21 protein-coding genes are annotated in these 26184 nt (G+C 39.4%); 10 read left to right on the top strand and 11 right to left on the bottom strand.

The genetic code is table 11. The annotated features are described in order from the left end of the window. On the top strand, positions 1-4274 hold a 4274-nt coding region (locus FTV17_RS10840; RefSeq protein WP_179999462.1), incomplete at its 5' end, for a type I secretion C-terminal target domain-containing protein. Between the two features lie 1237 nt (positions 4275-5511). Here the strand turns inward: FTV17_RS10840 and FTV17_RS10835 are convergent. The 6 genes from FTV17_RS10835 to FTV17_RS10810 form a co-directional block, all read right to left on the bottom strand. Next, positions 5512-6195 (bottom strand): hypothetical protein, encoded by a 684-nt coding sequence (locus FTV17_RS10835; protein ID WP_179999459.1) that lies wholly within the window; start codon positions 6193-6195, stop codon positions 5512-5514. A gap of 64 nt (positions 6196-6259) precedes the next feature. Beyond that, a complete protein-coding gene (locus FTV17_RS10830; protein WP_179999457.1) occupies positions 6260-6952 on the bottom strand; it encodes a hypothetical protein in 693 nt (230 codons plus the stop codon). Positions 6953-6967: 15 nt separating this feature from the next. Then, complete coding sequence (locus FTV17_RS10825; protein ID WP_179999454.1) at positions 6968-7612, bottom strand: Tox-REase-5 domain-containing protein; 645 nt, start codon at positions 7610-7612, stop codon at positions 6968-6970. Then, positions 7613-7957 carry a hypothetical protein gene (locus tag FTV17_RS10820; RefSeq protein WP_179999452.1) on the bottom strand — a complete coding sequence of 115 codons (345 nt, stop codon included), beginning with the start codon at positions 7955-7957 and terminating at the stop codon, positions 7613-7615. It abuts the gene before it with no gap. Further along, entirely contained in the window at positions 7950-8447 is a 498-nt protein-coding gene (locus FTV17_RS10815; protein WP_179999449.1) for a DUF4123 domain-containing protein, read from the bottom strand. Before FTV17_RS10815 ends, FTV17_RS10820 begins: the two co-directional genes overlap by 8 nt. Beyond that, a complete protein-coding gene (locus FTV17_RS10810; protein ID WP_179999447.1) occupies positions 8444-8644 on the bottom strand; it encodes a hypothetical protein in 201 nt (66 codons plus the stop codon). The genes FTV17_RS10815 and FTV17_RS10810 overlap by 4 nt, the downstream gene beginning before the upstream one ends. A gap of 91 nt (positions 8645-8735) precedes the next feature. On the opposite strand from FTV17_RS10810, the gene FTV17_RS10805 reads away from it, so the two are divergent. After that, complete coding sequence (locus tag FTV17_RS10805; RefSeq protein ID WP_179999444.1) at positions 8736-9422, top strand: hypothetical protein; 687 nt, start codon at positions 8736-8738, stop codon at positions 9420-9422. Between the two features lie 180 nt (positions 9423-9602). Here FTV17_RS10805 and FTV17_RS10800 read toward each other — a convergent pair whose 3' ends face one another. The 4 genes from FTV17_RS10800 to FTV17_RS10785 form a co-directional block, all read right to left on the bottom strand. Continuing rightward, positions 9603-10886 carry a ribonucleotide-diphosphate reductase subunit beta gene (locus FTV17_RS10800; RefSeq protein WP_179999441.1) on the bottom strand — a complete coding sequence of 428 codons (1284 nt, stop codon included), beginning with the start codon at positions 10884-10886 and terminating at the stop codon, positions 9603-9605. Positions 10887-11031: 145 nt separating this feature from the next. Beyond that, entirely contained in the window at positions 11032-11163 is a 132-nt protein-coding gene (locus tag FTV17_RS10795) for a preprotein translocase subunit YajC (RefSeq protein WP_179999438.1), read from the bottom strand. 29 nt (positions 11164-11192) lie between these two features. Next, a complete protein-coding gene (locus FTV17_RS10790; protein ID WP_179999435.1) occupies positions 11193-11459 on the bottom strand; it encodes a hypothetical protein in 267 nt (88 codons plus the stop codon). Positions 11460-11807: 348 nt separating this feature from the next. After that, positions 11808-14633: a ribonucleoside-diphosphate reductase subunit alpha gene (locus FTV17_RS10785; RefSeq protein WP_179999432.1), complete on the bottom strand. Its 2826-nt coding sequence runs from the start codon at positions 14631-14633 to the stop codon at positions 11808-11810. Between the two features lie 603 nt (positions 14634-15236). Between FTV17_RS10785 and bfmR the strand changes: the two genes are divergently transcribed. Continuing rightward, positions 15237-15953: a response regulator transcription factor BfmR gene (gene bfmR / locus FTV17_RS10780; RefSeq protein WP_035267251.1), complete on the top strand. Its 717-nt coding sequence runs from the start codon at positions 15237-15239 to the stop codon at positions 15951-15953. A gap of 47 nt (positions 15954-16000) precedes the next feature. Further along, complete coding sequence (gene bfmS, locus FTV17_RS10775; protein WP_373687204.1) at positions 16001-17650, top strand: sensor histidine kinase BfmS; 1650 nt, start codon at positions 16001-16003, stop codon at positions 17648-17650. 55 nt (positions 17651-17705) lie between these two features. Here bfmS and FTV17_RS10770 read toward each other — a convergent pair whose 3' ends face one another. After that, entirely contained in the window at positions 17706-18062 is a 357-nt protein-coding gene (locus tag FTV17_RS10770) for a hypothetical protein (RefSeq protein ID WP_035267254.1), read from the bottom strand. 470 nt (positions 18063-18532) lie between these two features. On the opposite strand from FTV17_RS10770, the gene ndhC reads away from it, so the two are divergent. The 6 genes from ndhC to nuoG all read left to right on the top strand — a co-directional run bounded on the left by ndhC (position 18533) and on the right by nuoG (position 26184). After that, positions 18533-19081: an NADH-quinone oxidoreductase subunit A gene (ndhC, locus tag FTV17_RS10765; protein ID WP_035267255.1), complete on the top strand. Its 549-nt coding sequence runs from the start codon at positions 18533-18535 to the stop codon at positions 19079-19081. Between the two features lie 6 nt (positions 19082-19087). Further along, positions 19088-19768 (top strand): NADH-quinone oxidoreductase subunit B family protein, encoded by a 681-nt coding sequence (locus FTV17_RS10760; RefSeq protein ID WP_035267257.1) that lies wholly within the window; start codon positions 19088-19090, stop codon positions 19766-19768. An 88-nt stretch (positions 19769-19856) separates the two neighbouring features. Continuing rightward, positions 19857-21644, top strand: a complete 1788-nt coding sequence (nuoC, locus tag FTV17_RS10755; RefSeq protein WP_179999429.1) for an NADH-quinone oxidoreductase subunit C/D — start codon at positions 19857-19859, stop codon at positions 21642-21644. Positions 21645-21656: 12 nt separating this feature from the next. Next, positions 21657-22166, top strand: a complete 510-nt coding sequence (gene nuoE / locus FTV17_RS10750; RefSeq protein ID WP_035267260.1) for an NADH-quinone oxidoreductase subunit NuoE — start codon at positions 21657-21659, stop codon at positions 22164-22166. Then, positions 22163-23494, top strand: a complete 1332-nt coding sequence (gene nuoF / locus FTV17_RS10745) for an NADH-quinone oxidoreductase subunit NuoF (RefSeq protein WP_179999427.1) — start codon at positions 22163-22165, stop codon at positions 23492-23494. Before nuoE ends, nuoF begins: the two co-directional genes overlap by 4 nt. Before the next feature lie 11 nt (positions 23495-23505). Then, entirely contained in the window at positions 23506-26184 is a 2679-nt protein-coding gene (gene nuoG, locus FTV17_RS10740; RefSeq protein WP_179999425.1) for an NADH-quinone oxidoreductase subunit NuoG, read from the top strand.

The raw sequence follows: 26184 nt of genomic DNA, 5'->3' as shown, positions 1-26184 counted from the left end.
TACAAGCAGAAAAAGATGCGCTACAAGGTCGTTTAAATGATCTAGTCGACATCACCTTACCAGCAGTAAATGATGAAAACGAAGATGGTGTGGATGATGCAGTTGCAGCACTTGAAGAAGCGACAGAAGCAGTAGAGGCGGCTGAAGCAGCATATGCTGAGGCAGAGCAAGCACTAGCAGATGCCGAATCAGATGGTTTAATCACGCCAACAGAACTTGCTGAGCTGACTCAAGCACGTGATGATGCGCTTACTGCTAAAGAAGATGCACAAGCGAAAGTTGATGCACTTCCAGAAGGAGCAGACAAAGACGCACTGGATGCACGCTTAGATGATCTAGTCGACATCACCTTACCAGCAGTAAATGATGAAAACGAAGATGGTGTGGATGATGCAGTTGCAGCACTTGAAGAAGCAACAGAGGCAGTAGAGGCGGCTGAATCAGCATATGCTGAGGCAGAGCAAGCACTAGCAGATGCCGAAGCAGATGGTTTAATCACGCCAACAGAACTTGCTGAGCTGACTCAAGCACGTGATGATGCACTTGCTGCTAAAGAAGATGCACAAGCGAAAGTTGATGCACTTCCAGAAGGAGCAGACAAAGACGCATTGGATGCACGCTTAGATGATCTAGTCGACATCACCTTACCAACAGTAAATGATGAAAACGAAGATGGCGTAGCAGATGAGTACGAACAAGTATTGGCAGATGCCGAAGCAGCAGTAGAGGCAGCAGAAGCAGCATACGCTGCGGCAGAACAAGCGCTGATCGATGCAAATGCCAATGGCCTCATCACTCCAACAGAACTTACTGCACTGACTCAAGCACGTGATGATGCACTTGCTGCGAAAACAGAAGCACAAACAAAAGTGACAGCATTACCTGAGGCAGTACAAGCAGAAAAAGATGCGCTACAAGGTCGTTTAAATGATCTAGTCGACATCACCTTACCAGCAGTAAATGATGAAAACGAAGATGGTGTGGATGATGCAGTTGCAGCACTTGAAGAAGCGACAGAGGCAGTAGAGGCGGCTGAAGCAGCATATGCTGAGGCAGAGCAAGCACTAGCAGATGCCGAAGCAGATGGTTTAATCACGCCAACAGAACTTACTGCACTGACTCAAGCACGTGATGATGCACTTGCTGCGAAAACAGAAGCACAAACAAAAGTGACAGCGTTACCTGAGGCAGTACAAGCAGAAAAAGATGCGCTACAAGGTCGTTTAAATGATCTGGTTGATATCACTTTACCAACAGTAAATGATCAAAATGAAAATGATATTTCTGATGATATTGATACTTTATTAGCGGGGGTCGAAGCTTTAATAGAAAGTGCTGAAGAAGCTTATACAACGGCTGAAGAGGATTTAGCTGACGCCTTGCAAGACGGTACTGTAACACAGGCAGAGGCTGATAAATTGCAAGAGTCCCTAGAAGCTGCTCAGGCAGCAAAAACTCTTGCACAACAAGCATTAGACAATATTGATCAAACTTCAGACGCGATTGAAGCTGCAAAAGCTCTATTGCAAGAAAGAATAGATGATCTCGTAGATATTGAGGTACCTGAGCCATTTGCAACAGCGAATAATGATGTGCAATTGGTATTGGATATCACACCGACTGTAGATGTTAATGAAACACCAACAGAGCTTAACTCAACAGGATTTACGGTGGGTTCTGTTGGCTTAGGTCCAGTGTTAAATGCAAGTGTGCTTGAAAGCGTATTTAGCTCTTCAGTTTCCCTTTCAGTCGAAGAAGGCACCGAAAGAGATATTAGTTTCTATGCTGATGCTGGTGGTGTTACAGTAGGGACGATGAACTTATTTATGTATAAGTTAAATGAGTCAACTGGTGAATATGAATTAAAAGAAAAAATTGATAATTGGTATCTCGTTGTATTAGGTGGTGTGTCAGAAACGATAAGTCGTTCTTTAGATGAAGGAGAGTGGCTCATTGTATTAGGTAACGGCCAAGGGTTGTCAGCTGTTACGGGGTATACATTAAGATTTGAATCAGATGCTGTACGTGATTTTAATAATCCAGAAGCTGTGACAGGAACAATAAACGGTAATGTGATTACCGATCAGGATTATCAAAATGGTACAGATGTCGTCCCAGAGGGTAGTAAAATCAGTGGAGTTACTCATGGTGAAGATACCATTAATCAATTTACAGATGGTATTGCTACAATTAAAGGGGAGTATGGCACTTTAACTATCTCTGAAAATGGACAATATACATATACAGTAGATCCATTATTTAGAGATTACGGTGAAGTTGATCGTTTTGTATATGAGGTAACGGCACCAAATGGTGAAAAACGCACAGCTGAATTAAATATTGAATTAGTGCGTGTTGCCACAGATGAAAATGCCATCATTGATAATACAGTATTACTTGATGTTACTCCTGATTTAACTGAAACCACAGGCGAAGCATTAGGTATTTCAAATGCAGTCGCATTGAATTTACTTGATCTAGGTATTGCTGGTGATGTGTTGTCTGCAAGTGTAATTGGTACGGAAGGTGTCATGGACTTTACTGTTGAAGACGGTACTTTCCAAGAAATGACCTTTACTGGTTCCGCGGGCGGGGTAACGCTACTTTCAACATTTAGTTTGGTTATCTATCGTTTAGATGAGAATACTGAACAGTTGGTTCAAGTACATGAAATTCCGAATTTTGTTCAAGTGATCATCGGCGGTGGTGTTTCAACTCCTGTAACATTGAGTTTTGGTGAGGGTACTTACGTTGGTATTATCAAACAAACTAGTGGTGTAAACGTAATTGGAGGAGCATCGGCTCAAGTTACAGATGTCAATATTTATGATTATGCAAACCCAGAAACGATAACTGGATCAGTTCAAGGTGATGCAACCCCGATTACGACAGATAAATTAATATTGGTAAATAACACTGATGTGGTGGAAGGAGAAGTTTTAGTTGTACAGGGTCAATATGGCTCACTCAATATTAATACTGACGGTACTTATACCTACAATGTTACAGTTCCACAAAGTACAGTGGGTTGGACTCCACCATATGGTGAGATTGATCGTTTTGAGGTTGTAGTGGAACGAGCAGATGGTACAACTTACATTGAAGTTCTCAATATTAAGATTGATACCAATACAGTAGCTAACGATGCAGAAGTTGTAGACGTTCAAGCGGCAAACTATTCAACGCTCAATGAATCTGTAGAATCTGGAATTATTGGATCTGCAAGTCGTACATTAGAATTTAAAGTTGAAGAAGGATCTTATATTAGTAGCTTAGATCTCCAAGGTAATATCACTCGTACTTTAACTAATGATAATCCTTCAATGAGTGTTGTGATTAATAAGGTGACTACTCAGCTTGTCAACGGCGTTGAACAGCAAGTGCTTGAACAAGTTTATACCGGAAATGTTAGTATTACATGGCCAGCTGGAACAATATTGAATCCTTCGACATCAACGACTTATGCCTCAGAAATTATTTTAGATGATGGCAAAGTGCTCGATGCAGGTGATTATGTTATTTCAATTAACACAACGAGTAGTACATTTAATTCAGTGAATGTTTCTAGTGCATCAATTACTGGAATAATGGTCAATAATATTACTCCAACTGATACACCATTGCTCGAGGGTGATTTATTTGAAAATGATACAGCTATCGACCAAATTGATATTCTGAAAATTGGATCTAAAGAGCTTTATGTAAATGATCCAGCTAAAGGTGGTCAAGAGTTCACAGTTCAGGGTAAGCATGGTGTCCTTACTGTGTTCAAAGATGGCACCTATGAGTATCAACCATCAGGTTTAAGTGGAGGTCTTGAAACATTCACCTATACAACAGTTTCTAAAGCGGGAACATCACAATCTGCAACACTTGAAATTAATGTTTCGATGACGCTAACTGGAAGTGAGGAGGCAGATACCGTACAAGCATCTGCTTCAATCGATACTTTTACTCTTGGTGAAGGTGCAGATACAGTCTTTTATGATGTGCTCAATCAAGCTCAACATACCGAAAGTCCAGATATTTGGACTGACTTTAATCAAGCTGAAGGTGATCGAGTTGATATTTCTGCTTTATTAAAAGATCAGAATGTTACATCGTCTAACATTGGTGAATTTGTAACGATCAAACAAGATGGTGCAAATACGGTGATTAGTGTTGATACTGATGGGGCTAAAACGAAATATAACCCAACTGAGCTTATTGTTCTGCAAAATACAGATAGCAGTCTTTATGCGATCGATGATCTGTTAAAATATAATCAAATTTAATTAAACAAATGAAAAGAGGTCTTTCGAGACCTCTTTTTATTTTTAAAAATGTGAAATCAAAAGTAGTTGGTATGAAAAAAATAAAATACTAATAATTTGAATAAATAATTTTTGAAGAACAAAAATTGTATTTGTTATTTCGTCATTTGAAAAATATTCTAATAAAAAAATTCATTATGGAGACGCGATTGCAACAAAAAAAATCATATCTAAGCACCATTTTATAGAGCTTTATGTGTTAGTCATCAGGGGTAGGCTTAATCATAAAAAAATGTTGTTTAGGATTTATTGATAATAAAAAATGGTAATGATTCAAAAAATTAAATTCCTACTCCAAAGAGATTTTCATCTCTATATTTAGACCTGTTTTTGAACGTTATTAAATAGAATATAGAAACAAACACTCGCTCCGTTAAAAAAGTTAACCTTGCTCATTTTTATTTGTGTTTTCAGGTGGCTAGTATGGGGGTAGTAGTAATTTCTAATTTTATAACTCGATATGTGTTGCAGAATTAGATTATAGAGATCATTTTGCCTGAGTTTGAAGAATAATCCGCTCATTACTCATTATTCACATTGGATTTAAAGGAGTGCTTGCATAATTCGATATTCTTAAATTGGTTGAAAACTCAGTGCTTTAACTTTGATTGATTTTGATGCTTAAATAAACATGTGAATATGAAAATTTTTAATCTGAAAACTTAACCCTGCTATTTTATTTTTTTATTCTTGTACCTTACTAAACCTACTTGAGTCTAAAAAATAAAAGAGCCATATAAGGCTCTTTTATTTTAGATAGAATTGCCGTCACGCGACACATAAGTTGTCATTTTTCTAAGTGTAAATCAATAAGTTAACGATCGTTGCGACACATAATGACATTTTTAGCGACACAACCTGTGTCATTTTGATAAATACAGGGTTTTAAAGGTATTATTAAAAATACCTCTAGATAATTGATTTATATAAAGTGTGAATATCGTGAATGTAGTTGAACATCTTAAGAAAGTTATGAAAATAATAACTATTTAAGTCAAAGTGGGAGTTTGGCCATTTGCAAGTTAGGATAGACCACATAAAACCGTGTAACAGTATTTAAAAAGAAATCACGGAAGGCTACGACAAAAAAGCCCGATTAGAAATGATCGGGTTTTTTCGTTATGTCATAAGAGTGTGATTTAAACTAATAAATGAAAATAATTGTCTATAACACCTATTACTTTGATTTTAGGAATTGCTATTGCTCAAAAAAATCTTCAGGTAATTCAGCTTCAGGAATCACTCCAAGTTCAACTAGGGCTAAAGAGTTTTCTTGTACTTTTCTCTTCATTTCATCTGATTCACTTGTCCAATTTTTATCAAAAACAAGGATATTACCTTTATTTAGATCATTATCTATTTCAATATTTTTGTATAAATGAGGAATAGAGTCTATATCAATGGTTTTAGATACATAACAAATTGAAGTAGTTACAAGTCTATGAGGGTATACATTTATCTCTGAAAAAAAATTATTACTTAGGTACATATATTTAAATTGGATATGTTCAAGTAGAACTTTCAGAATTTCCACTACTTGCTCATATGTCATTATTTTTTCAAAGTTCATTCTGAAGTCAAAAGTATCAAAATTAATACTTCCGAAATTTGAGTTATCTTCGCCATTCCATAAGGAAATACTTTGAAATGGATCCTTTTCTTTTAATGTTATTAAAAAATTATCCGCTTTTTCTGAAGGAAATGGATGATCAAGAGGAGGGTTTTTGCCAGTTGGATTATTAATATACCATGTAGAAAAAATAGGATCGATTACAACAATTTTTTTTACGATTTCTTTTAATGTGTTCAACTGCGATTGAATATCACTGCTTGATGATGGTAGTCGTTTAAAAAAACGAGTATTAAGAAAAAATTCGCTCATGTTCGATCCTTTTTATAATGAAAATAGTTGTATATATCACTTATTATTTTAATTTTAGGAACCGTTAATGCTCAAAAAAATCTTCAGGTAATTCAGCTTCAGGAATTACTCCTAGTTCAACTAAGGCTAAAGAATTTTCTTGTACTTTTTTCTTCATTTCATCAGATTCATCGGACCAATCCTCACCGAAAACTAGAATAGTGCCTTCATTTAGAGGGGTATCAACATCAACAATTTTGTAAAGGTGGGGTATTAATTTTTCATCTATTTTAATGGGTATATAGCAAATGGAAGTCGTTTCTAACCGATGAGGAAAAACATTGATATCTCCAAAAAAGTAGCTATTTAGATAGATGTATTCAAATTTTAATATTTTTAAAAATGCTTTAAAAAGTTCAATGATTTGTTCTATTTTTAAAACTTTTTTAAACGTCATCATTATACCGAAACTATCAAAACTAAAGCTGGCATATGAACTTTTTTCTTCTAAGCCATTCCATAATAAGTAGCTTTCTAGATCATCATTTTTTTTAAGATTAAACAAATATTCGTTGGCAACATCTGAAGGAAATGGATAATCCAAAGGAGCTTTTAAACTAGATTCACTAGCATTATTTACATACCAATTAGCAAAAATAGGATCAATTTTAGCTATATCTTTGATAAAAATTTCTAAATTTTTTAATTGAGCATTAATCTCATTTTCGGATGACCCAATTATTTTTGAAATACGAGTACTTAGGAAAAATTCTTTCATTATGAAATCCTATTTCTATAGAGGCATAAATATTGTAGTCACAATTCTGCTACTAACTCTATCGAAATGACGTTTAGCAGCTTGTTCATAAAAATACCAACTCAAATTAGCAGTTTTAAAACCATTCTTAACAATCCTTTGGCTTTGAGCTTCTTTAACTAAACCCTTATATACAGAGTCTCTAATAAACTCTTTCATTTTAGGATCTAAAAATTGTTCATAACGACCTTTGGCTTCGACTAGTATGCATTCCATTGGCCATAGCCCATCAAATGAGACACCAGATAATACCCACTCTTGTATTTCTGTTGTTTGTTTTTTATTTCCTGAAACAAGATATGGCTCTGAGGCTTGGAATGTTAAAGGGTAGCTTGATAAATTGGCTATTTTAATTTGATATTCAGTATTGATTTCATTACCCATTGGGCGTTTTATTTGATGCTTATTACCTAATTGATAAGGTTCACATTTATTACAACGCTGTTGCTTAGTTATATCTTTACTGACCTCTTTAGCTAAAACAACAGCAGCCATACCTTTGGCAGCTTCAATAGCAATCGTCGTACCTCCTTGTGCTGTAGCACCTCCCGTTGTGCCAGTTGTTGCTCCTCGGCCTCCAACTGTAGCTAATCGCCCTAAGCTTATAAGGAATCCTACCATTTAATTCTCACTTAATTCATGAAACTCTAAAGTAGACAATAGGTCTTTTCCTCTAAGATTTGACCCATATATAAATTTCTGTACATTTAGATCCTGGAGAAGATCTTTTCTTATGATGCTATTCCATACAATAAGTTGTGAAATTACTTCGTTATCTGTTAATAACAATGAAATCAATAAATCAAAACTTTCATAAATTGCTGGCTTTAACTTTTCATAATTGACTTGATACTCAAGAAAAGATTGTTTGTTATCTAAAAGATAATTATAAATTTTTTCACATAAATCTTCTCTATTTTTTACTTTTTCCAAGCTATCTATTTGATTTTTATTTAACTTAAGCATCGCTTGTTATCTCGTATATGAAGTGATTAAGTAAATAAGAAATTGATTCCAAACCATCCATTAATTGCTTTTTTTGTTCATTGGTAAAGATCAAAGAAAAACGATTTATTACACGAGGGTCGTAATATCTAAGTATTCCAATTCCACCATCCTCGAATTCAAGATAGAGTTTTTCTAATAGTTTATTTTTTAATTGTTTTGTATCCAAAAAACTTCTGATCAAAATCATAGAGTCTTTAGCTTTCATAAGTTTTATGTGATTACTTATTTGATCCTGTTTTAGTTTTGATAAATCAAACAATATAGGTCCATATTCATGGGCTTCCTCTTCATATGTTCCTTTGAATAAATAAATACCATCCCCATATGTGTAGGAAATATTGTGTATCCCAGTACGATCAATTTGCGCCCCATCAACTAATAAGAAAAATGAATCGTTAATAATTTGATTATTAATTAATTGATCTAGATTGTAATTTTGTAAACTCATCTTCTAACTATCCCTAAACCTTCTCTCGCTGCTTTCACAAGACATTCAATGCAGATAGGTTCAGGTAGTACATTTTTAAGCATTGGAACTTGAGCACCTGACTGAAAAAGATGTTGTCCTGCTTTAGCCTCAAACTTTGCAGGCGTGATGAATGTAATTCCATTCTTATTAATAATGACTTGAGAACCACCTGCCATAGGTTTACCTATTTTTCTTTAATTATTTAAAAATTAAGCTCTGTTTTGGCTTAATATAAACGTTAACCAATTAAATTTTTTTAGTCAAAGCATGACTTTCATCATAGCCATTCAACTAAATGATAGCATCATTGTTACGGCAGACAATAAAGAAGTTGTAATTAAAAAAGGTGAAAGCACAACACATCAAGAAAATTCCATTTCAAAAATGCATTCATGGGAAAAAGGCATTATTACAGGTACGGGTGAAAGTAATCTTATCCATATTACTGTTGCCTTGTTTAAAGAGTTTGATGGTTTAGAAATCAATGAATTGACTAAATGTTTAGAAATTTCTAGGCATATTCGAGAAGTTGAATTAGGTACGGAGCATTTTCAGATTCAGACAACTAAACTGATCTGCTCAAGTTTTATCGAATATGGAGCTCAGCTTTATAAATTCGAAAGTATGGATGACAAACAGAGTTATCGTATGGTTCTTGTAGAACCAATGGACATTACAGTATGGATGTTTAATCCTAACATTGAGGCAATTTCTGAGGATCTACAAAATCTTTATGCTGATCTAAAAGATTACGCATCTTTTATGAATCAAACTGACTGGATGAATTACTACATTAACCGTATTGCACCCATCTATCAAAAGCAGAGCAAAGTTGATCCAATGATGAGTCAAAGCTTTGACTTATTTTTTCAGACAAAAGATGAATATTTTTATGGTCATATCCCGAATACACAAAATAAAACCTTAGAATTCAAAGAAATTTCAACTAAATGACTCACATGTAAGATAAATCTCTCATGTAAAGTTGAAATGCATGAACGCTGTCTTAGCTTTTAAGTTAAGAATAATGGGTCAATGCAATTAGTGAAAAGTACTTTTTGCTAGAAAGAGAAAACCGCCATTATAGGCGGTTTCTTAAAGACAACTTATGTGTCGCGCGACGCTAAAAAGCTATTACCAACTTAACGCACCACCAGTTTGATAGTCTGTTACGCGAGTTTCGAAGAAGTTCTTCTCTTTACGTAAATCCATCATTTCTGACATCCACTGGAATGGATTGTTCACACCAGCAAATTGCTCAGGTAAACCTAATTGAGCTAAACGACGGTTTGCGATGAACTTCAAGTATTCTTCCATCATTGCAGCATTCATACCCAATACACCGCGTGGCATTGTGTCACGTGCATATTCGATTTCAAGCATTGTACCTTCAAGAATCATCTGAATGATTTCTTCTTGGAACTCAGCAGTCCACAAATGAGGGTTCTCAATCTTGATTTGGTTAATCATATCGATACCAAAGTTCAAGTGCATTGACTCATCACGTAAGATGTACTGGAATTGCTCAGCAACACCATTCATCTTGTTACGACGACCCATTGACAAGATTTGAGAGAAACCACAGTAGAAGAAAATACCTTCAAGAACACAGTAGAATGCGATCAAGTTGCGAAGCAAGATTTGATCTGTTTCAGGTGTGCCTGTTTTGAATGTTGGATCACTTAATTCTTGAGTGTACTTCAAGCCCCATGCAGCTTTACGCGCAACTGATGGAACTTCGCGGTACATGTTGAAGACTTCGCCTTCATCCATACCTAAAGATTCGATGCAGTATTGGTAAGCATGCGTGTGAATCGCTTCTTCAAATGATTGACGCAAGATGTACTGACGGCATTCAGGGTTCGTAATGTGGCGGTAAATCGCAAGAACCAAATTATTTGCAACCAACGAATCGGCAGTAGAGAAGAAGCCTAAAGAACGCATCACGATGGTACGCTCATCTTCAGTTAAGCCATCTTCTGACTTCCAAAGTGCGATATCGTGGTTCATGTTAACTTCTTGTGGCATCCAGTGGTTCGCACAACCATCTAGATATTTTTGCCAAGCCCATTCGTATTTGAATGGTACAAGTTGGTTCAAGTCAGCGCGACAGTTGATCATTGCTTTATCATCAACTTGAACACGTTGAGCGCCCATTTCTAACTCTTCAAGACCTGGAGCAACGTCCAAATGTTCTAAGGCGTTAGATGCTCTTGCCAACGGATCGGCTGAATTTGTTGTTCCGCTTGAACTGGTTCGAGCGGGTTGTGCAGCTGCCACACGCGTCGATTCGTTGCGTGCATCAGATACCACTTGTGGATTAGGCGCTTTTTGCGGTTCGATGGGCGCAGACTGCTGTGCTTGTGCAGTTTGTTTCGGTTCATCATCTTCGAAATCGTCCCAACTGAGGATAGACATATCAATTCTCTCTACGTTGCTTATATCTTTTATTCAGACATCTCAACGTGAGACATCCTACTATACGCTTATATTGTGTAAGCAAAATTAAGTTTTGCCGATGAATGTACTCAATTTGTTCATTTGAGTAGATTGAATTTCCGCACTACTTATTTTGCTTACGCTTCTGTTGTTTGCGAATGGCTAAAAATGCATAGACCATCGGCGTGTAAAAGAAAATAAAGGCAAAGACCAATACCGCAAGTCCTAACATATAGTTATGGGTCATATGGGGCATGGTCTTTTCCTTTATCTTTATAAACATATTTAAATATGTTTATTTATCCAGTCACAAGCATCTTTAAGAACCCAGCCTGAATGGTTTTTAGAAGCTTCCATCACAATAATCCAGTCATTTTGATCTAAATATTTCTTAAGTAATTCATGAATTTGGTTAGCTGTTAGATTTGAACAAATTAACCAATAGGACTTCATTGGGTGACACCAACCATCAAAGCTCTCGAGCTCTTTGATTAGACCACTATAATTTTGTCCAGACTTATTTAAGTCATAACTTACAGAATAAACTGTCATTTTGCTTTACCTCGCATATATGTTGGACAGTTGTTACTTAAAAGTCCTTGACGATATTGCGAGATCAGGCGATTATTCACCTGCTTTTTGCGAAGCAATATGTCGAAGAACTCGCTTCTTAGACTGGAAAGGGGATCTGTAGGAAGATTCCCTTTTTTTATGTCTAAAATTTGTCTCTTGGGTTCAGTAGTAGGAATTACTTTACCTTTGAGTTGAATTAACCATTTAAATAATTAATTCAAAAATTTAACCTTCCTAAATCAATCTTGAATCAAAAGGGACTTCCATACCTTGGATTGTCGGATGTGATCCCCCTCCTTTTAGGAGGGGGTAGGGAAGGTTGTCAGATTACTGACAAGCCTCGCAATCAGGATTGTCAATTGAACATGCCATTGGTACTGGCGCTGCTTGTTCGAAACCTTCTTCTGTCGCGGCTGCTTCAGGCTTAGCTTCTTGAGCAACTGCTGCCACTGGTGCTGCAACTGTCGCAGGTTTAACTGCGTTTAATGCACCTGTGTTAATCGTAGATTTCTCAGCAGATGTCGCACCCAATGCACGAAGGTAATAAGTCGTCTTAAGACCACGTAACCATGCCATCTTATATGTGATGTCCAATTTCTTACCGTTTGCACCAGAGATGTAAAGGTTAAGAGATTGTGCTTGGTCGATCCATTTTTGACGACGTGATGCAGCATCAACAATCCAGCGTGCTTCAACTTCAAATGCTGTCGCGAAAATTGCTTTTAACTCTTCAGGAATACGCGCAATTTTTTGTACTGAACCTTCAAAATGTTTCAGGTCATTGACCATCACAGAATCCCAAAGACCACGTTCTTTTAATGCACGAACGAGGTAAGGATTGATGACAGTGAACTCGCCAGACAAGTTCGATTTCACATATAAGTTTTGGAATGTTGGCTCAATAGATTGAGATACACCACAAATATTTGAAATGGTTGCAGTCGGTGCAATGGCCATCACGTTCGAGTTACGCATACCATCTTTTTGGACTTTGGCACGTAACGTGTCCCAATCCAAACGTTGTGTACGATCGACTTCAAACATGCGTTCTGGGCGAGATTTCGCAACCAGCTCAAGAGAGTCAATTGGTAAAATACCTTGATCCCACAATGAGCCCTTAAATGTTTCATACGTACCACGTTCAACCGCCAAATCGCTTGAAGTTTGAATCGCGTAGTAAGAAATCACTTCCATAGACTCATCCGCAAACTCAACCGCAGCATCAGAACCGTAAGCAATCTTCATTTCGTATAGTGCATCTTGGAAGCCCATGATACCCATACCCACTGGACGGTGTTTCAAGTTTGAATTACGCGCTTGTGGTACTGCATAGTAGTTAATGTCGATAACGTTATCGAGCATACGAACTGCAGTTTTAATCGTGCGAGCAAGTTTCTCACGGTCTAATTGACCACCTTGAACGTGTTGAACAAGGTTGATTGAACCCAAGTTACATACCGCAATTTCATCTTTGCTTGTGTTCAATGTAATTTCAGTACACAAGTTAGAAGAGTGCACCACACCTACGTGTTGTTGCGGTGAACGTAAGTTACATACGTCTTTGAATGTGATCCACGGGTGACCTGTTTCAAATAACATTGATAACATTTTGCGCCATAAGTCTTTCGCACGGACTTTCTTATGCAGCATGTCTGTTTCTTTCGCAATGCTTTCGTAGTAAGCATAACGTTCTGCGAATTCAGCACCCGTTAAATCGTGAAGATCTGGTGTTTCAGACGGTGTGAATAATGTCCATTCAGCATCTTCAAATACACGTTGCATGAACAAATCTGGAACCCAGTTTGCAGTGTTCATATCGTGTGTACGACGGCGGTCATCACCCGTGTTTTTACGAAGCTCTAGGAATTCTTCGATATCCAAGTGCCAAGTCTCGAGATAAGCACATACCGCACCTTTACGCTTACCACCTTGGTTAACTGCAACTGCTGTATCGTTCGCTACTTTGAGGAACGGAACAACACCTTGCGATTTACCGTTAGTACCTTTGATGTATGAGTTCAAGGCACGAACTGGTGTCCAGTCATTACCTAAACCGCCTGCCCATTTAGACAACATTGCGTTATCACGCATAGCGCCATAAATATCGAACAAGTCATCATCAATCGTTGTTAAATAACAGCTTGATAATTGAGGACGTAATGTACCTGAGTTAAATAGGGTTGGCGTAGATGCCATGTAATCGAAGCTAGAAAGTAAGTTATAGAATTCGATTGCACGATCTTCACGGTTGTCTTCATTGAGCGACAAGCCCATAGAAACACGCATGAAGAATAATTGTGGTAATTCGAAGCGTACGCCATCAGAGTGGATGAAGTAACGGTCAAATAATGTTTGAAGACCTAAATATGTAAATTGATTAGAGCGTTCTGGTTTAATCGCAGCCGCTAATTTTACAAGGTCAAAATTTAATAATTCTGGAGAAAGAAGCTCTAGCTCAACACCTTTTTTCAAGAAGGTTTCAAGCGCATCATTTTCAAGCGTGTCTTTAGATAGACCAAGAAACTCAAGACCTGTTGCAACTAAGTTGTCACGCAATAAACGTGCAGTGACATACGTATAGTTTGGTTCTTGTTCAATGCGTGTACGTGTCGCCATCATCATCGTTGTAGAGATGTCTGATGCTTTAACACCGTTGTATAGGTTTTTTACAGTTTCATCGATGATCGCTTGAACATCAATGCCTTCTAAGCCTTCGCTAGCTTTTTCAATCTTCGCTTGTAAACGACTCAAATCTAATGGTTGGAGCTGACCATTTTGACCTGTGATCTGAAGAGTAGGGTGATGATGAGCACCTAACTCTTTACGCGCTTCAGCACGTTGTTCACGATAGATCACGTATGCACGCGCTACTTTTTGTTCACCTGTGCGCATTAAAGCTAATTCAACTTGATCTTGAATTTCTTCAATATGAATCGTGCCACCAGAAGGTAAACGACGCTTAAATGTATTCATCACCATCTCAGTCAGCTGAGTAATACGATCATGAATTCTGCTCGAATCTGCACTTGGTTGACCTTCAACAGCCAAAAATGCTTTACCAATTGCTACAGAGATTTTATCTGCATCAAAAGTGGCAACATCACCAGTGCGTTTAATCACTTGAAGTTGACCAGGGGTTGTATTAGCGCTCATTTCAGCGTCGCTCCATTCTCATCATTTTTATGCTTATGGACCATTTGAATCGGATAAAAACTCAAAAAATGAGCTATCGCGATATTTGAGGGTAAACACAAGACTTAGTGGTTTAATGTAAATTAAGACACAAGATACGGTAAATTTCAGGGTAGATCAATATTGACATTTTGATAATTTTTTTTCTGAGTTTAACACTCAAATTTCCCTATACTTTTTCCACGTTCCGCCATTTTTGTTATGTAGTCAGCGTCACAGGGTGCAAGCATAACAGAGACTTTTTAGAGTGCTTATAGATAAGTTTGTGGATAACTCTGAAAGTGCAAATTGCTTCTCGAAAATAATTTTTTTGAAATATTTTGTTTAAAATATCATCAAATTGATTTGTGTTTGAAAGTTTAAAGTTGATTGCAAATATTGATCGACTTGGCAAAACTATCTATTTATCAATAGTTAATAAAAAGATAACAAAAGACTACGCTCGTGTATCAGTTTCGTGAACAGGCTCTTGTTTACAATGTAAACGTGTGTATATTGCAAAACATATCGATGTAAATCTGTGAAGTTTAATCAGCAGATATCGTAACAATATAGGGGCATTCTATGAGCCAAGAAGAAAAGTTACCAAAGATTTTGATCGTTGAAGATGACGAGCGTCTTGCGCGTTTAACGCAAGAGTATTTAATTCGTAATGGATTAGAAGTTGGGGTAGAACCAGACGGTAATCGTGCAATCCGTCGTATTATAGCAGAGCAACCAGATATGGTGGTGCTGGATGTTATGCTTCCTGGTGCTGATGGTCTCACCGTATGTCGTGAGGTTCGGCCACATTATCATCAACCGATTTTAATGTTGACTGCTCGTACTGAAGACATGGATCAAGTATTGGGTCTTGAAATGGGTGCAGACGATTATGTTGCGAAACCAGTTCAGCCACGTGTTCTATTAGCGCGTATTCGTGCTTTGCTTCGTCGTACAGACAAAACACCAGAGGATGAAGTTGCTCAACGTATCGAATTTGATGATTTAGTGATTGATAATGGTGGTCGTTCTGTAACCTTAAACGGTGAGCTTGTAGATTTCACAAGTGCAGAATATGACTTATTATGGTTGTTGGCATCTAATGCTGGTCGTATCCTTTCACGTGAAGACATTTTTGAGCGTCTACGTGGTATTGAATATGATGGTCAAGACCGCTCAATTGATGTTCGTATTTCTCGTATCCGTCCAAAAATTGGTGATGATCCTGAAAATCCTAAACGTATTAAAACAGTGCGTAGCAAAGGATATTTATTCGTTAAAGAAACCAACGGGATGTAATCACATCCCCGCGGTAATGCCCTCACTCCTCAGAAGGTCATACCTTAGTGTCTAAACACAGTATATTCCTGCGTATCTACGCAGGTCTCGTCATTTTGGTGGTGCTGGTTGCCATATTTGGTTATTTGCTTGTGCAAATCATCAACTATCAACGCGCGCAGGAATACCGTGAGTCATTGACTGATGGGATTTCGTACGTCATTAGCGAGGGTGTTTCAAGACAACAAACCATGCAACAAAGAATGGATTGGATATCAGATGCATCTGATTTGCTCGAACTTCCAATCTATTATCTAGAATCTGATAAAGTCGAACTTTCACGCACCGAAAAATATCGTTTAGAAAAGCGCAAAGCAGTTGTGCGGTATGACGCCAAAGAAAGTATTGCTTATGTCATTATTGGTTTAATAGATGACCCTGAGCATTTACTTTATGTAAAAGTGGATAATATCGGTGAGCGTCAAATGAAGGCCTTACCAATCTTTGTATGGGAATACTTGGTTTATTATCCAGGGCAGGAAAGGGAGTATCTTGCAAAAATTAAGCAACACTTTTCTTATGATTTAAGCATTCAAAATCTGTCTGATCTCAATTTAGATTCTGAGCAAATTGGTCGTTTACGTGCGGATCAAGGGGTTATCCTGTATCAGGATAGCGCTAGCATTCGTGGTACTACGATTTCTGTCATTTCTCCAATGACGAATTCGTCGGGTGATGTATTGGTGATGGGACCAGTGCCAATGTTCAATTGGATGCCATTCCAATTGGCGGCAGGGATTACTTTGCTGAGTATGTTTATTTTGTCGCTTGGTGTGTATGGTCTGATTGTCCCAATGCAACGCAAGTTGAAGCAAGTTAACTCAGCCTTAAATGTTATGCAAAAAGGGGATATGTCCGTTCGCGTTCCTGTCGAAGGATATGATGAGTTAGCACATTTGGCAGCCAGCTATAACAGTATGTCAGATCATATACAGCGTTTAATCGAAGCTCAGCGAGAGTTAATGAGAGCTGTATCACATGAGCTACGAACGCCAGTCGCACGTATTCGCTTTGGTATGGAAATGTTGGTTGATGAAGAGGATTATGAGTATCGTCAGCAACAAGTAGAAATGATTGATAAAGACATTGAGGCTTTAAACACGCTCATTGATGAAATTATGACCTATGCTAAACTTGAGCAAGGCATGCCCTCTATTGATTTCGAGGAAATTCGACTATACGAAGTGCTTGAGCAAGTCGCTATTGAAACTAAAGCATTAAAAACCAATAAAAATATTCAATTACACTTGCCATCACAAGCTTTGGTGGTGGATGCGGAACGCCGGTATTTGCATCGTGTAGTGCAAAATTTAGTCGGAAATGCGATCCGATACTGTGATGATACAGTGTTGATCACTGGTGGGATTGATGCTCAAGGAATGGCCTATATTTCAGTTGAAGATGATGGTCCGGGGATTCCAGAAGAGGATCGTAAGCGAGTGTTTGAAGCTTTTGCTCGCTTGGATGATAGTCGTACACGTGCCTCAGGCGGATATGGTTTAGGCTTGTCTATTGTAAGCCGAATCGCCTATTGGTTTGGTGGTGCGATTCAAGTGGATCAAAGTCCTAAAATGGGTGGTGCAAGATTCACCATGCAGTGGCCAGCCAAAAGATTTAAAAAGAAGAAGATTGTACAAACCAGTCAAACATCAGAGTAAAACGAGAATTAAAAAAAGCGCGATTAAGCGCTTTTCTTATAATTTATATTGCCTTTTATTGGTAATTATTGGCATTCGGTTCAATGATGCGTTTTCCTTCCTTAAGTGCATTTAAAGCATCGGCATTGAAATCGATCAGTAAACTGTTATTGGTTGCATCAACATGATAATTGCTAATCAGTTTTTGATCGCCGTGAATGGTCTCAACTGTATATTCATCTGCGATGTTGAGAATAGCATCAAGATTAGTGGTTGTAGAGGCGAGGTCTTGGCGGAAAATTTGATAAATATCGCGTAAATCAAAAATAGCATTCGTTGCATCAGGATGTTTTTTGATATAGCTGTCTAAATGATGGACGATCAACTGAGCAAATAAAAAATAGTTAGGTTTGTGTGTGAATTCTAGACTCATAGATCTTCTCCTTATTATTTAATTGAGCATATAACGAAAATTAGCACGATTTGTATAAAGTTAATTAAAACATTGTAAGCAATTAAAATTTAAAACTTTTAAAATAGAATAAATCTAAAATAATTGAGCTATATTGGTGCAAAAAAAGAAGCCAATCTAACACGAATGAAAAATTAAAAAATGATTGTGGGTAGGTTGGGGTCGATTGAATTTTTTGAATGATTATTCGGAAAAAATAATCAGTTTTATCACCTTGATAACTTTCTACGATTAAATAAGGTTTTATTGACTTTAATCACCATGAAATCTGGAAAAAGGGCAAAATTCATCCTAAAGACTTAGAGGGATTGGCTAGCAACAGAAATCATAAATCAGGTACAATTGGCGGGATTAATTTTGTGTTTGGTGTATTTGAAGGCCAATACATACATTCTTTGTTAATAAATAGGCCTGCCAGGAGTTATCCCCGCATGAGTGCCATTACTCCATACGATTGGGCAATAATTGCCTTCGTGATCGGCGTTACATTTTTATGCGTCTTTATGCTCACTGTCCCGCTACTCCTAGGGGGTAAATCGTGGGGACGTGCTAAGCAAGAGCAGTTCGAGTCAGGCGTAGTTAGTGCTGGTGGAGCACGAATTCGTCTATCTGCAAAATTCTATTTGGTTGCAATCTTCTTCGTTGTGTTTGACTTAGAAGCGCTCTATCTCTATGCATGGGCTGCATCAGTTCGTGAAGTGGGTTGGATCGGTTTTGCAGCAGCAGCTGTATTTATTTTAGTTTTACTCGTTGGCTTGATTTATGAGTTGTCTACTGGTGCATTAAATTGGGCGCCATCTGATAAGCGTAAAGCAGCAGGGATCAAACCTAAAATTGGTTCGCCAAATATGGATCTCGCAGAAATTACTCGCTTCAACTCAATTGAGGAGTTGGTGGTTGACCCTACAGGTCAAATTCCAGCGCAATCATCTGGTCGTGTAAAAGCTTCGCCAACGACTACATCATCTGATAAGGAGTAATACGGGATGAAATATACATTAACCCGTGCGAATCCGGATGCTGATCAGTATCCACTTCAAGAGCGTATCGTTGTAGAAGATCCGCTTCTGCAAGAAGAAGTGAATAAGAATGTGTTCATGACTCGTTTAGAGGATTTGGCACATACAGCAGTAAACTGGGGTCGTAAAAACTCAGTTTGGCCGTTCAACTTTGGTACATCTTGCTGCTACGTAGAGTATGCAACGACTTTAACAGGCGTGCATGACTTGTCACGTTTTGGTGCCGAAGTAATTCGTGCTTCACCACGTCAAGCGGACTTGATGATTGTTGCGGGTACATGCTTCGTGAAGATGGCACCTGTAATTCAACGCCTTTATGAGCAAATGTTAGAACCTAAATGGGTGATCTCAATGGGTGCATGCGCAAACTCTGGCGGTATGTATGACATTTACTCGGTTGTACAAGGTGTCGATAAAATCATTCCAGTGGATGTGTATATTCCAGGTTGCCCACCGCGTCCTGAAGCATTAATCCAAGCGTTGATGTTATTGCAAGACCAAATTCAATTAGAGCGTCGTCCGCTTTCTGCGGTGATCGGTGATGATCTTAAGCCAGTTTATAAGCCAAAGATGCAGCCTGAACGTGACCGTAAGAATGCTGAACGTATTGCAGTAAAACACTTACGCTCTATGGATGAAATTAAATAATCTTAACGGCAAATAATATTGATGCACCCGCTTGGGTGTAATTGTCGTTTTGGTTGAATGAATTTGTATTAAATAGGAAGCCAAGCCAATGGCTGAAACTGACATTGCTATGCCAGAATCAACTCCAGTTGATTCACGCCCAGCATTTGCAATTGTAGAAGAGCTCAAAACCAAGTTTGGTGAGAATTTCTACGTGCAAACGACTTTTGAAGACTTTCCAACAGTCTGGGTTGAGCGCTCACGTGTACAAGACGTATTAATGTTCTTGCGTACAGTGTCACGTCCTTACGTGATGTTGTTTGACTTGTCAGCGGTAGATGAGCGTTTACGTACTTACCGCGATGGGTTACCTGCGTCTGACTTCACTGTGTTCTATCACTTGTTGTCATTAGAGCGTAATACGGATATTCGTATTAAAGTTGCGTTGAATGAGTCTGATCTCAATATTCCAACAGCAACCAACATTTGGCCAAATGCCAACTGGTACGAACGTGAAGCTTACGATATGTTTGGCATTAACTTCGAAGGGCATCCAATGCTCCGTCGTATTTTATTGCCAACGTATTGGGAAGGTCATCCGTTGCGTAAAGAATATTCTGCACGTGCGACCGAATACACACCTTACCGTCAGAACCAAGCGAAACAAGATTTCGAACAAGAGCATTTACGTTTTGTGCCTGAAGATTGGGGTCTAAAACGCGGTAATGCTGATGAAGACTTCATGTTCCTGAACTTGGGTCCTAACCATCCATCTGCGCATGGTGCATTCCGTGTGATCTTGCAGTTAGATGGCGAAGAAGTGAAAGACTGTGTGCCAGATATCGGTTATCACCACCGTGGTGTGGAAAAGATGGCTGAACGTCAAACTTGGCATTCATTCATTCCGTATACTGACCGTGTTGACTACTTAGGTGGTTGTGCGCAAAACATGCCTTATGTGATGGGTGTGGAGCAGATGGCAGGCATCACTGTGCCAGAACGTGCGCAATGTATTCGTGTCATGATGTCGGAACTATTCCGTATTAATAACCACTTGCTTTATATCGGTACAGCGATTCAGGATGCCGGCGGTATGACCCCAGTATTCTATATGTTCGCCGATCGTCAAAAGATCTATGACGCGATTGAAGCAATCACTGGTTACCGTATGCACCCAGCATGGTTCCGTATCGGTGGTACTGCACACGATCTTCCAAACAACTGGCAACATTTGATCCGTGAAATTTTGGATTGGTTGCCTAAACGTTTGAAGGAATATCATACTGCAGCACTTAAAAACTCGGTATTTGAAGGTCGTACCCGTAATGTTGCGCAATACGATGCAAAATCTGCATTGGCATGGGGTGTAACAGGTACAGGTTTACGTGCAACAGGTATTGATTTTGACGTACGTAAATATCGTCCATATAGCGGTTATGAAAATTACGACTTCGAAGTGCCTGTAGAATACGAGGGCGATGCATATGCACGTGTGATCGTTCACTACCGTGAAATCGAACAATCTTTAAAAATCATCAAACAGTGCTTGGATAACATGCCATCTGGTCCTTATAAAGCGGATCACCCATTGGCTGTTCCACCACCGAAAGATAAGACACTACAAGACATTGAAACTTTGATTACGCACTTCTTAAGCGTGTCATGGGGTCCTGTCATGCCAGCAGGTGAAGCATCTGTTATGGCGGAAGTGGTAAAAGGTGCATCGAACTACTACTTGACTTCAGACAAGTCAACGATGAGTTACCGTACCCGTATTCGTACACCAACCTTCACGCACTTACAGCAAATTCCTTCTGTAATTAACGGCAGTCTCGTATCTGACTTAATCATTTATTTAGCGACGATTGATGTCGTAATGGCTGACGTGGATCGCTAAGGGGTACGCATTATGATGATTTTGACTGATAAAAAGCCACGTGTGAATGTCGAAGGGATTTTAACTGCGGAAGAAATCCACGAAATCGAGCATCACATTGGTCATTACCCATACCCACGTGCGGCATGTTTAGATGCGCTTAAATGCGTTCAACGTCGTAATGGTTGGGTGGATGATGCGCAAATGAATGCGATTGCGCAGATGTTGTCAATGAGCCTTGCTGATTTGGAAGGTGTGGCAACATTTTATAACCGTATTTACCGCCAGCCAGTAGGTCGCAACGTAATTTTGCTTTGTGATTCTATTGCTTGCTTCTTGATGGGTGCAGAAACTTTAGCAGAAGCATTCCAACGCGAACTCGGGATTTCATTTGGTCAAACGACTGCTGATGGTCGTTTTACTTTGCTCCCGATTTGCTGTTTAGGAAACTGTGATAAGGGTCCAACCTTGATGATTAATGAAGATACTCACGGTCTAGTAGAGGTTTCTTCAGTGAAACAGTTATTGGAGAAGTATGTATGAATACTGAACCAAAACCGATTTATGGCGACGGTAACCCAGAAACTCACCCATTAACATGGCGTTTGAGCAAGCAAGAATTTGTTCATAGTGTAGAAGACTATGAATCTCTTGAAGGGTATGAGGGTTTCAAGAAAGCACTCACAATGCCGCCTAAAGATGTATTGGAAATCATTAAAGCAGCGACTGTTAAAGGTCGTGGTGGTGCTGGTTTCCCTGCAGGGATTAAATGGTCGCTCATGGCGCCAAATGACAATTCAGGTCCTCGTTACTTGATTTGTAATGCCGATGAGATGGAACCAGGTACATTCAAAGACCGTTTGTTGATGGAAAAGCTTCCTCATCAATTGATCGAAGGGATGTTAATTGCAGGTTATACACTTGAAGCAACCCATGGTTATATTTTTATCCGTGGTGAATACATCGAAGCTGCGAAGTATTTGAACCAAGCTTTAGAGCAAATTCGTGCCAAAGGTTACTTGGGTGAAAACATCCTTGGTTCTGGCTGGAACTTTGAATTACATGTGCACACTGGTGCGGGTCGTTATATCTGTGGTGAAGAAACTGCATTGATTAACTCGCTTGAAGGTCGCCGTGCAAATCCACGTACAAAACCACCATTCCCACAAGTTGCAGGTGCTTGGGGTCGTCCTACGATTGTTAACAACGTAGAGACCTACAATAACTTACCTGCAATTATGCTGCGTGGTCCTGAGTGGTATATCAATTTATCTGCAGGTAAGTCGAAAGATCCAGGCACTAAAATTTATGGTGCATCAGGTAAAGTGAAATTCCCTGGTCTTTGGGAGCTTCCATTCGGTACAACTGCACGTGAAGTGATTGAAGAATATGCGGGTGGTATGCGTGATGGCTTAAAGCTTAAAGCATGGTTACCAGGTGGTGCATCAACTGACTTTTTAGCAGCTGAACACATCGATCTTCCAATGGATGCGGAAAGCATCATGAAAGCAGGTTCGCGTTTAGGTACGTGTTTGCTCATGGTGGTTGATGAAACTCAATGTATGGTTTCAGCAACACGTAACTTAGAAGAATTCTTTGCGCGTGAATCATGTGGTTTCTGTACACCATGTCGTGATGGTTTACCTTGGGCGGTGAAAGCGCTTAAAGCACTTGAAGATGGTACAGGCAAGAAAGAAGACATCGATCATTTGCAAGAGCTTACACGTAAGCTTTGGATTGGTAAGACTTTCTGTGCTCACGCTCCTGGTGCTATGGAACCACTCATGGGTGCACTCAAATATTTCCGTGGCGAATTTGAAGCAAAAGTGGTGAATGCCGCTGCTCAAGTTAGCAACGTAGAACAAGCTTAAGGAATTCGACTATGGCTACAATTCATGTCGATGGCAAATCGTATGAAGTCAATGGCTCAGAGAACTTGCTACAAGCATGCTTGTCTTTGGGTATTGATATCCCGTACTTTTGTTGGCATCCATCCTTAGGTTCTGTCGGTTCTTGCCGTCAATGTGCTGTAACTCAATACGCGAATCCAGAAGATACTCGCGGTCGTTTAGTTATGTCATGTATGACACCTGCAGCTGACAATACCTACATCTCGATTGAAGACAAAGAAGCAAAAGATTTCCGTGCGTCTATTGTTGAATTCTTGATGACGAACCACCCACATGACTGTCCAGTCTGTGAGGAAGGTGGTCACTGTCACCTCCAAGATATGACGGTGATGACACAACATGACCGTCGTCGTTACCGTTTCACGAAACGTACGCATTACAACCAAGAACTTGGTTCGTTTATTGCACACGAGATGAACCGTTGTATCGCATGTTACCGTTGTGTTCGTTACTATAAAGACTACGCAGGTGGTACAGACTTCGGTGTGTATGCAAACGCTTCACGTGTTTATTTTGGTCGTCCAGAATCAGGTACTTTAGAGTCTGAGTTCTCGGGTAACTTAACTGAAGTATGTCCGACGGGCGTATTCACAGACAAAACACACTCTGCACGTTATAACCGTAAATGGGACATGCAGTATGCGCCAAGCGTCTGCCAAGGCTGTTCTTCAGGTTGTAACATCTCTCCGGGTGAGCGTTATGGTGAATTACGCCGTGTAGAAAACCGTTTTAACGGTGAAGTCAACCAATACTTCCTGTGCGATAAAGGCCGTTTCGGTACGGGTTATGTGAACCGTGAAGACCGTCCACGTCAACCGCAATTCCGTTCAGGTAGCAATGTAGAGACTGTTTCAGTTGATACAGCGTTAGACACCGTGATTGAGAAAATCCAAGGCAAAAAAGTGTTGGGTATTGGTTCTCCACGTGCATCTCTTGAGTCTAACTTTGCGCTTCGAGAATTGGTTGGACAAGCAAACTATTCAACAGGTATGTCTCAAAAAGAGCAAAACTTGGTTGAACTTGCTGCATCCATTATGCAAACCGAGGGTGTATATAACCCAGGTATGCGTGAAATTGAAAGCTACGATGCTGTCTTAATTCTCGGTGAAGATTTAACACAAACTGCACCACGTATGGCATTGTCAGTACGTCAAGCTGCGAAGAACAAAGCCAAAGAAATGGCTGCAGAACGCCGTACACAAGAATGGTTGGCTGAGCCAGTACAACGTATTGCTCAAGACGAAAAATCACCAATTTATATCTTGGCTGCGACTCAAACACGTTTATCTGACGTAGCTACTGGTGAAGTCGTTGCTTCTCCAAATGATATCGCACGTTTAGGTTTCGCTGTTGCTGCGGCGGTGAAAGGTGAAAGTATTACTGGTTTAGAAGAAGATGCAAAAGCATTTGCTCAAACCATTGCTGACACTTTAAAAGCTGCAAAAAAACCATTGATTATCTCTGGTACAAGCTTGCAAGAAGCTGCAATTATGGAAGCTGCTGCACAAGTTGCGCAGAATCTGGGCAATGCAGGCTTAACATTGACTGTTCCTGAAGTGAACTCAATGGGCTTAGCAATCTTTGGCGGTAACAGCCTTGAGCAAGCATTTGCACAAGACTATGACACTGTCGTGATTGTAGAAAACGACCTTTATCGTCGTTTACCTGCGGCGCAAGTAGATGCTGCTTTGTCTGGTAAAGACGTGATCGTGCTTGACCATTCAGAAACTGAAACGGTGAAAAAAGCGAATATTGTTCTTTCTGCAGCGAGCTTTGCTGAAGGTGACGGTACTGTGGTATCTCAAGAAGGCCGCGCACAACGTTTCTATCAAGTATATGACCCAAGTTACTACAAACCAGAACTTGCGATCAAAGAATCTTGGCGTTGGTTACATGCCATTGAAACTGGCGTGAAAGGCAAAGCAATTTCTTGGACTGTGCTTGATGATGTCATCGAATCAGTTGCCAAGAATGTACCTGCGCTTGAAGCGATTCAAGATGTAGCACCAGATGCAGGATTCCGTGTCCATGGTCTTAAAGTGGCACGTGAACCACGTCGTTACTCTGGTCGTACTTCACTTCGTGCGCCGTTATCTGTCCATGAGCCTAAACAACCAACTGATCACGACTCTGCATTAACATTCTCTATGGAAGGTTATGTCGGGAACCAAACGCCGTCAGCGTTAGTTCCATTTGCATGGTCAGCAGGTTGGAACTCACCACAAGCTTGGAATAAGTTCCAAGAATCAGTGGGCGGTTCTTTAAAAGGTGGTGATTCAGGTATTCGTTTATTTGATCGGCTTGCGAAATTACCAGCACGCACATACGTTGCACCAGCACCAGTTCTTGTAAATGCTGAGAGTTTCCGCCTTGTTCCAATGCATCATATTTTTGGATCTGGTGAATTCACAGTGAAAACACCTGCAATGGAGTCTCGTATTCCAGAAGCGGTATTTGCAGTGGGTGAGCAAGATGCAGCGCGCTTGAATGTGAAAGATGGCCAAAACATTACTGTGAAAGCAGGTGAGGCTTCGATCGTTCTTCCTGTTCAAGTCATTGAATATTTACCTACAGGTTATATTGGTTACCCAATTGGTCTCGCGCCAACGGTATCGTTAGCTGAGCCTGTATCAGTCGCGGTAGGAGCATAA

The sequence above is a fragment of the Acinetobacter sp. YH12239 genome, from assembly GCF_013417635.1.
In the GTDB taxonomy this organism is placed as follows: Bacteria; Pseudomonadota; Gammaproteobacteria; order Pseudomonadales; family Moraxellaceae; genus Acinetobacter.
This window is presented reverse-complemented; position numbering and strand designations above follow the sequence as displayed.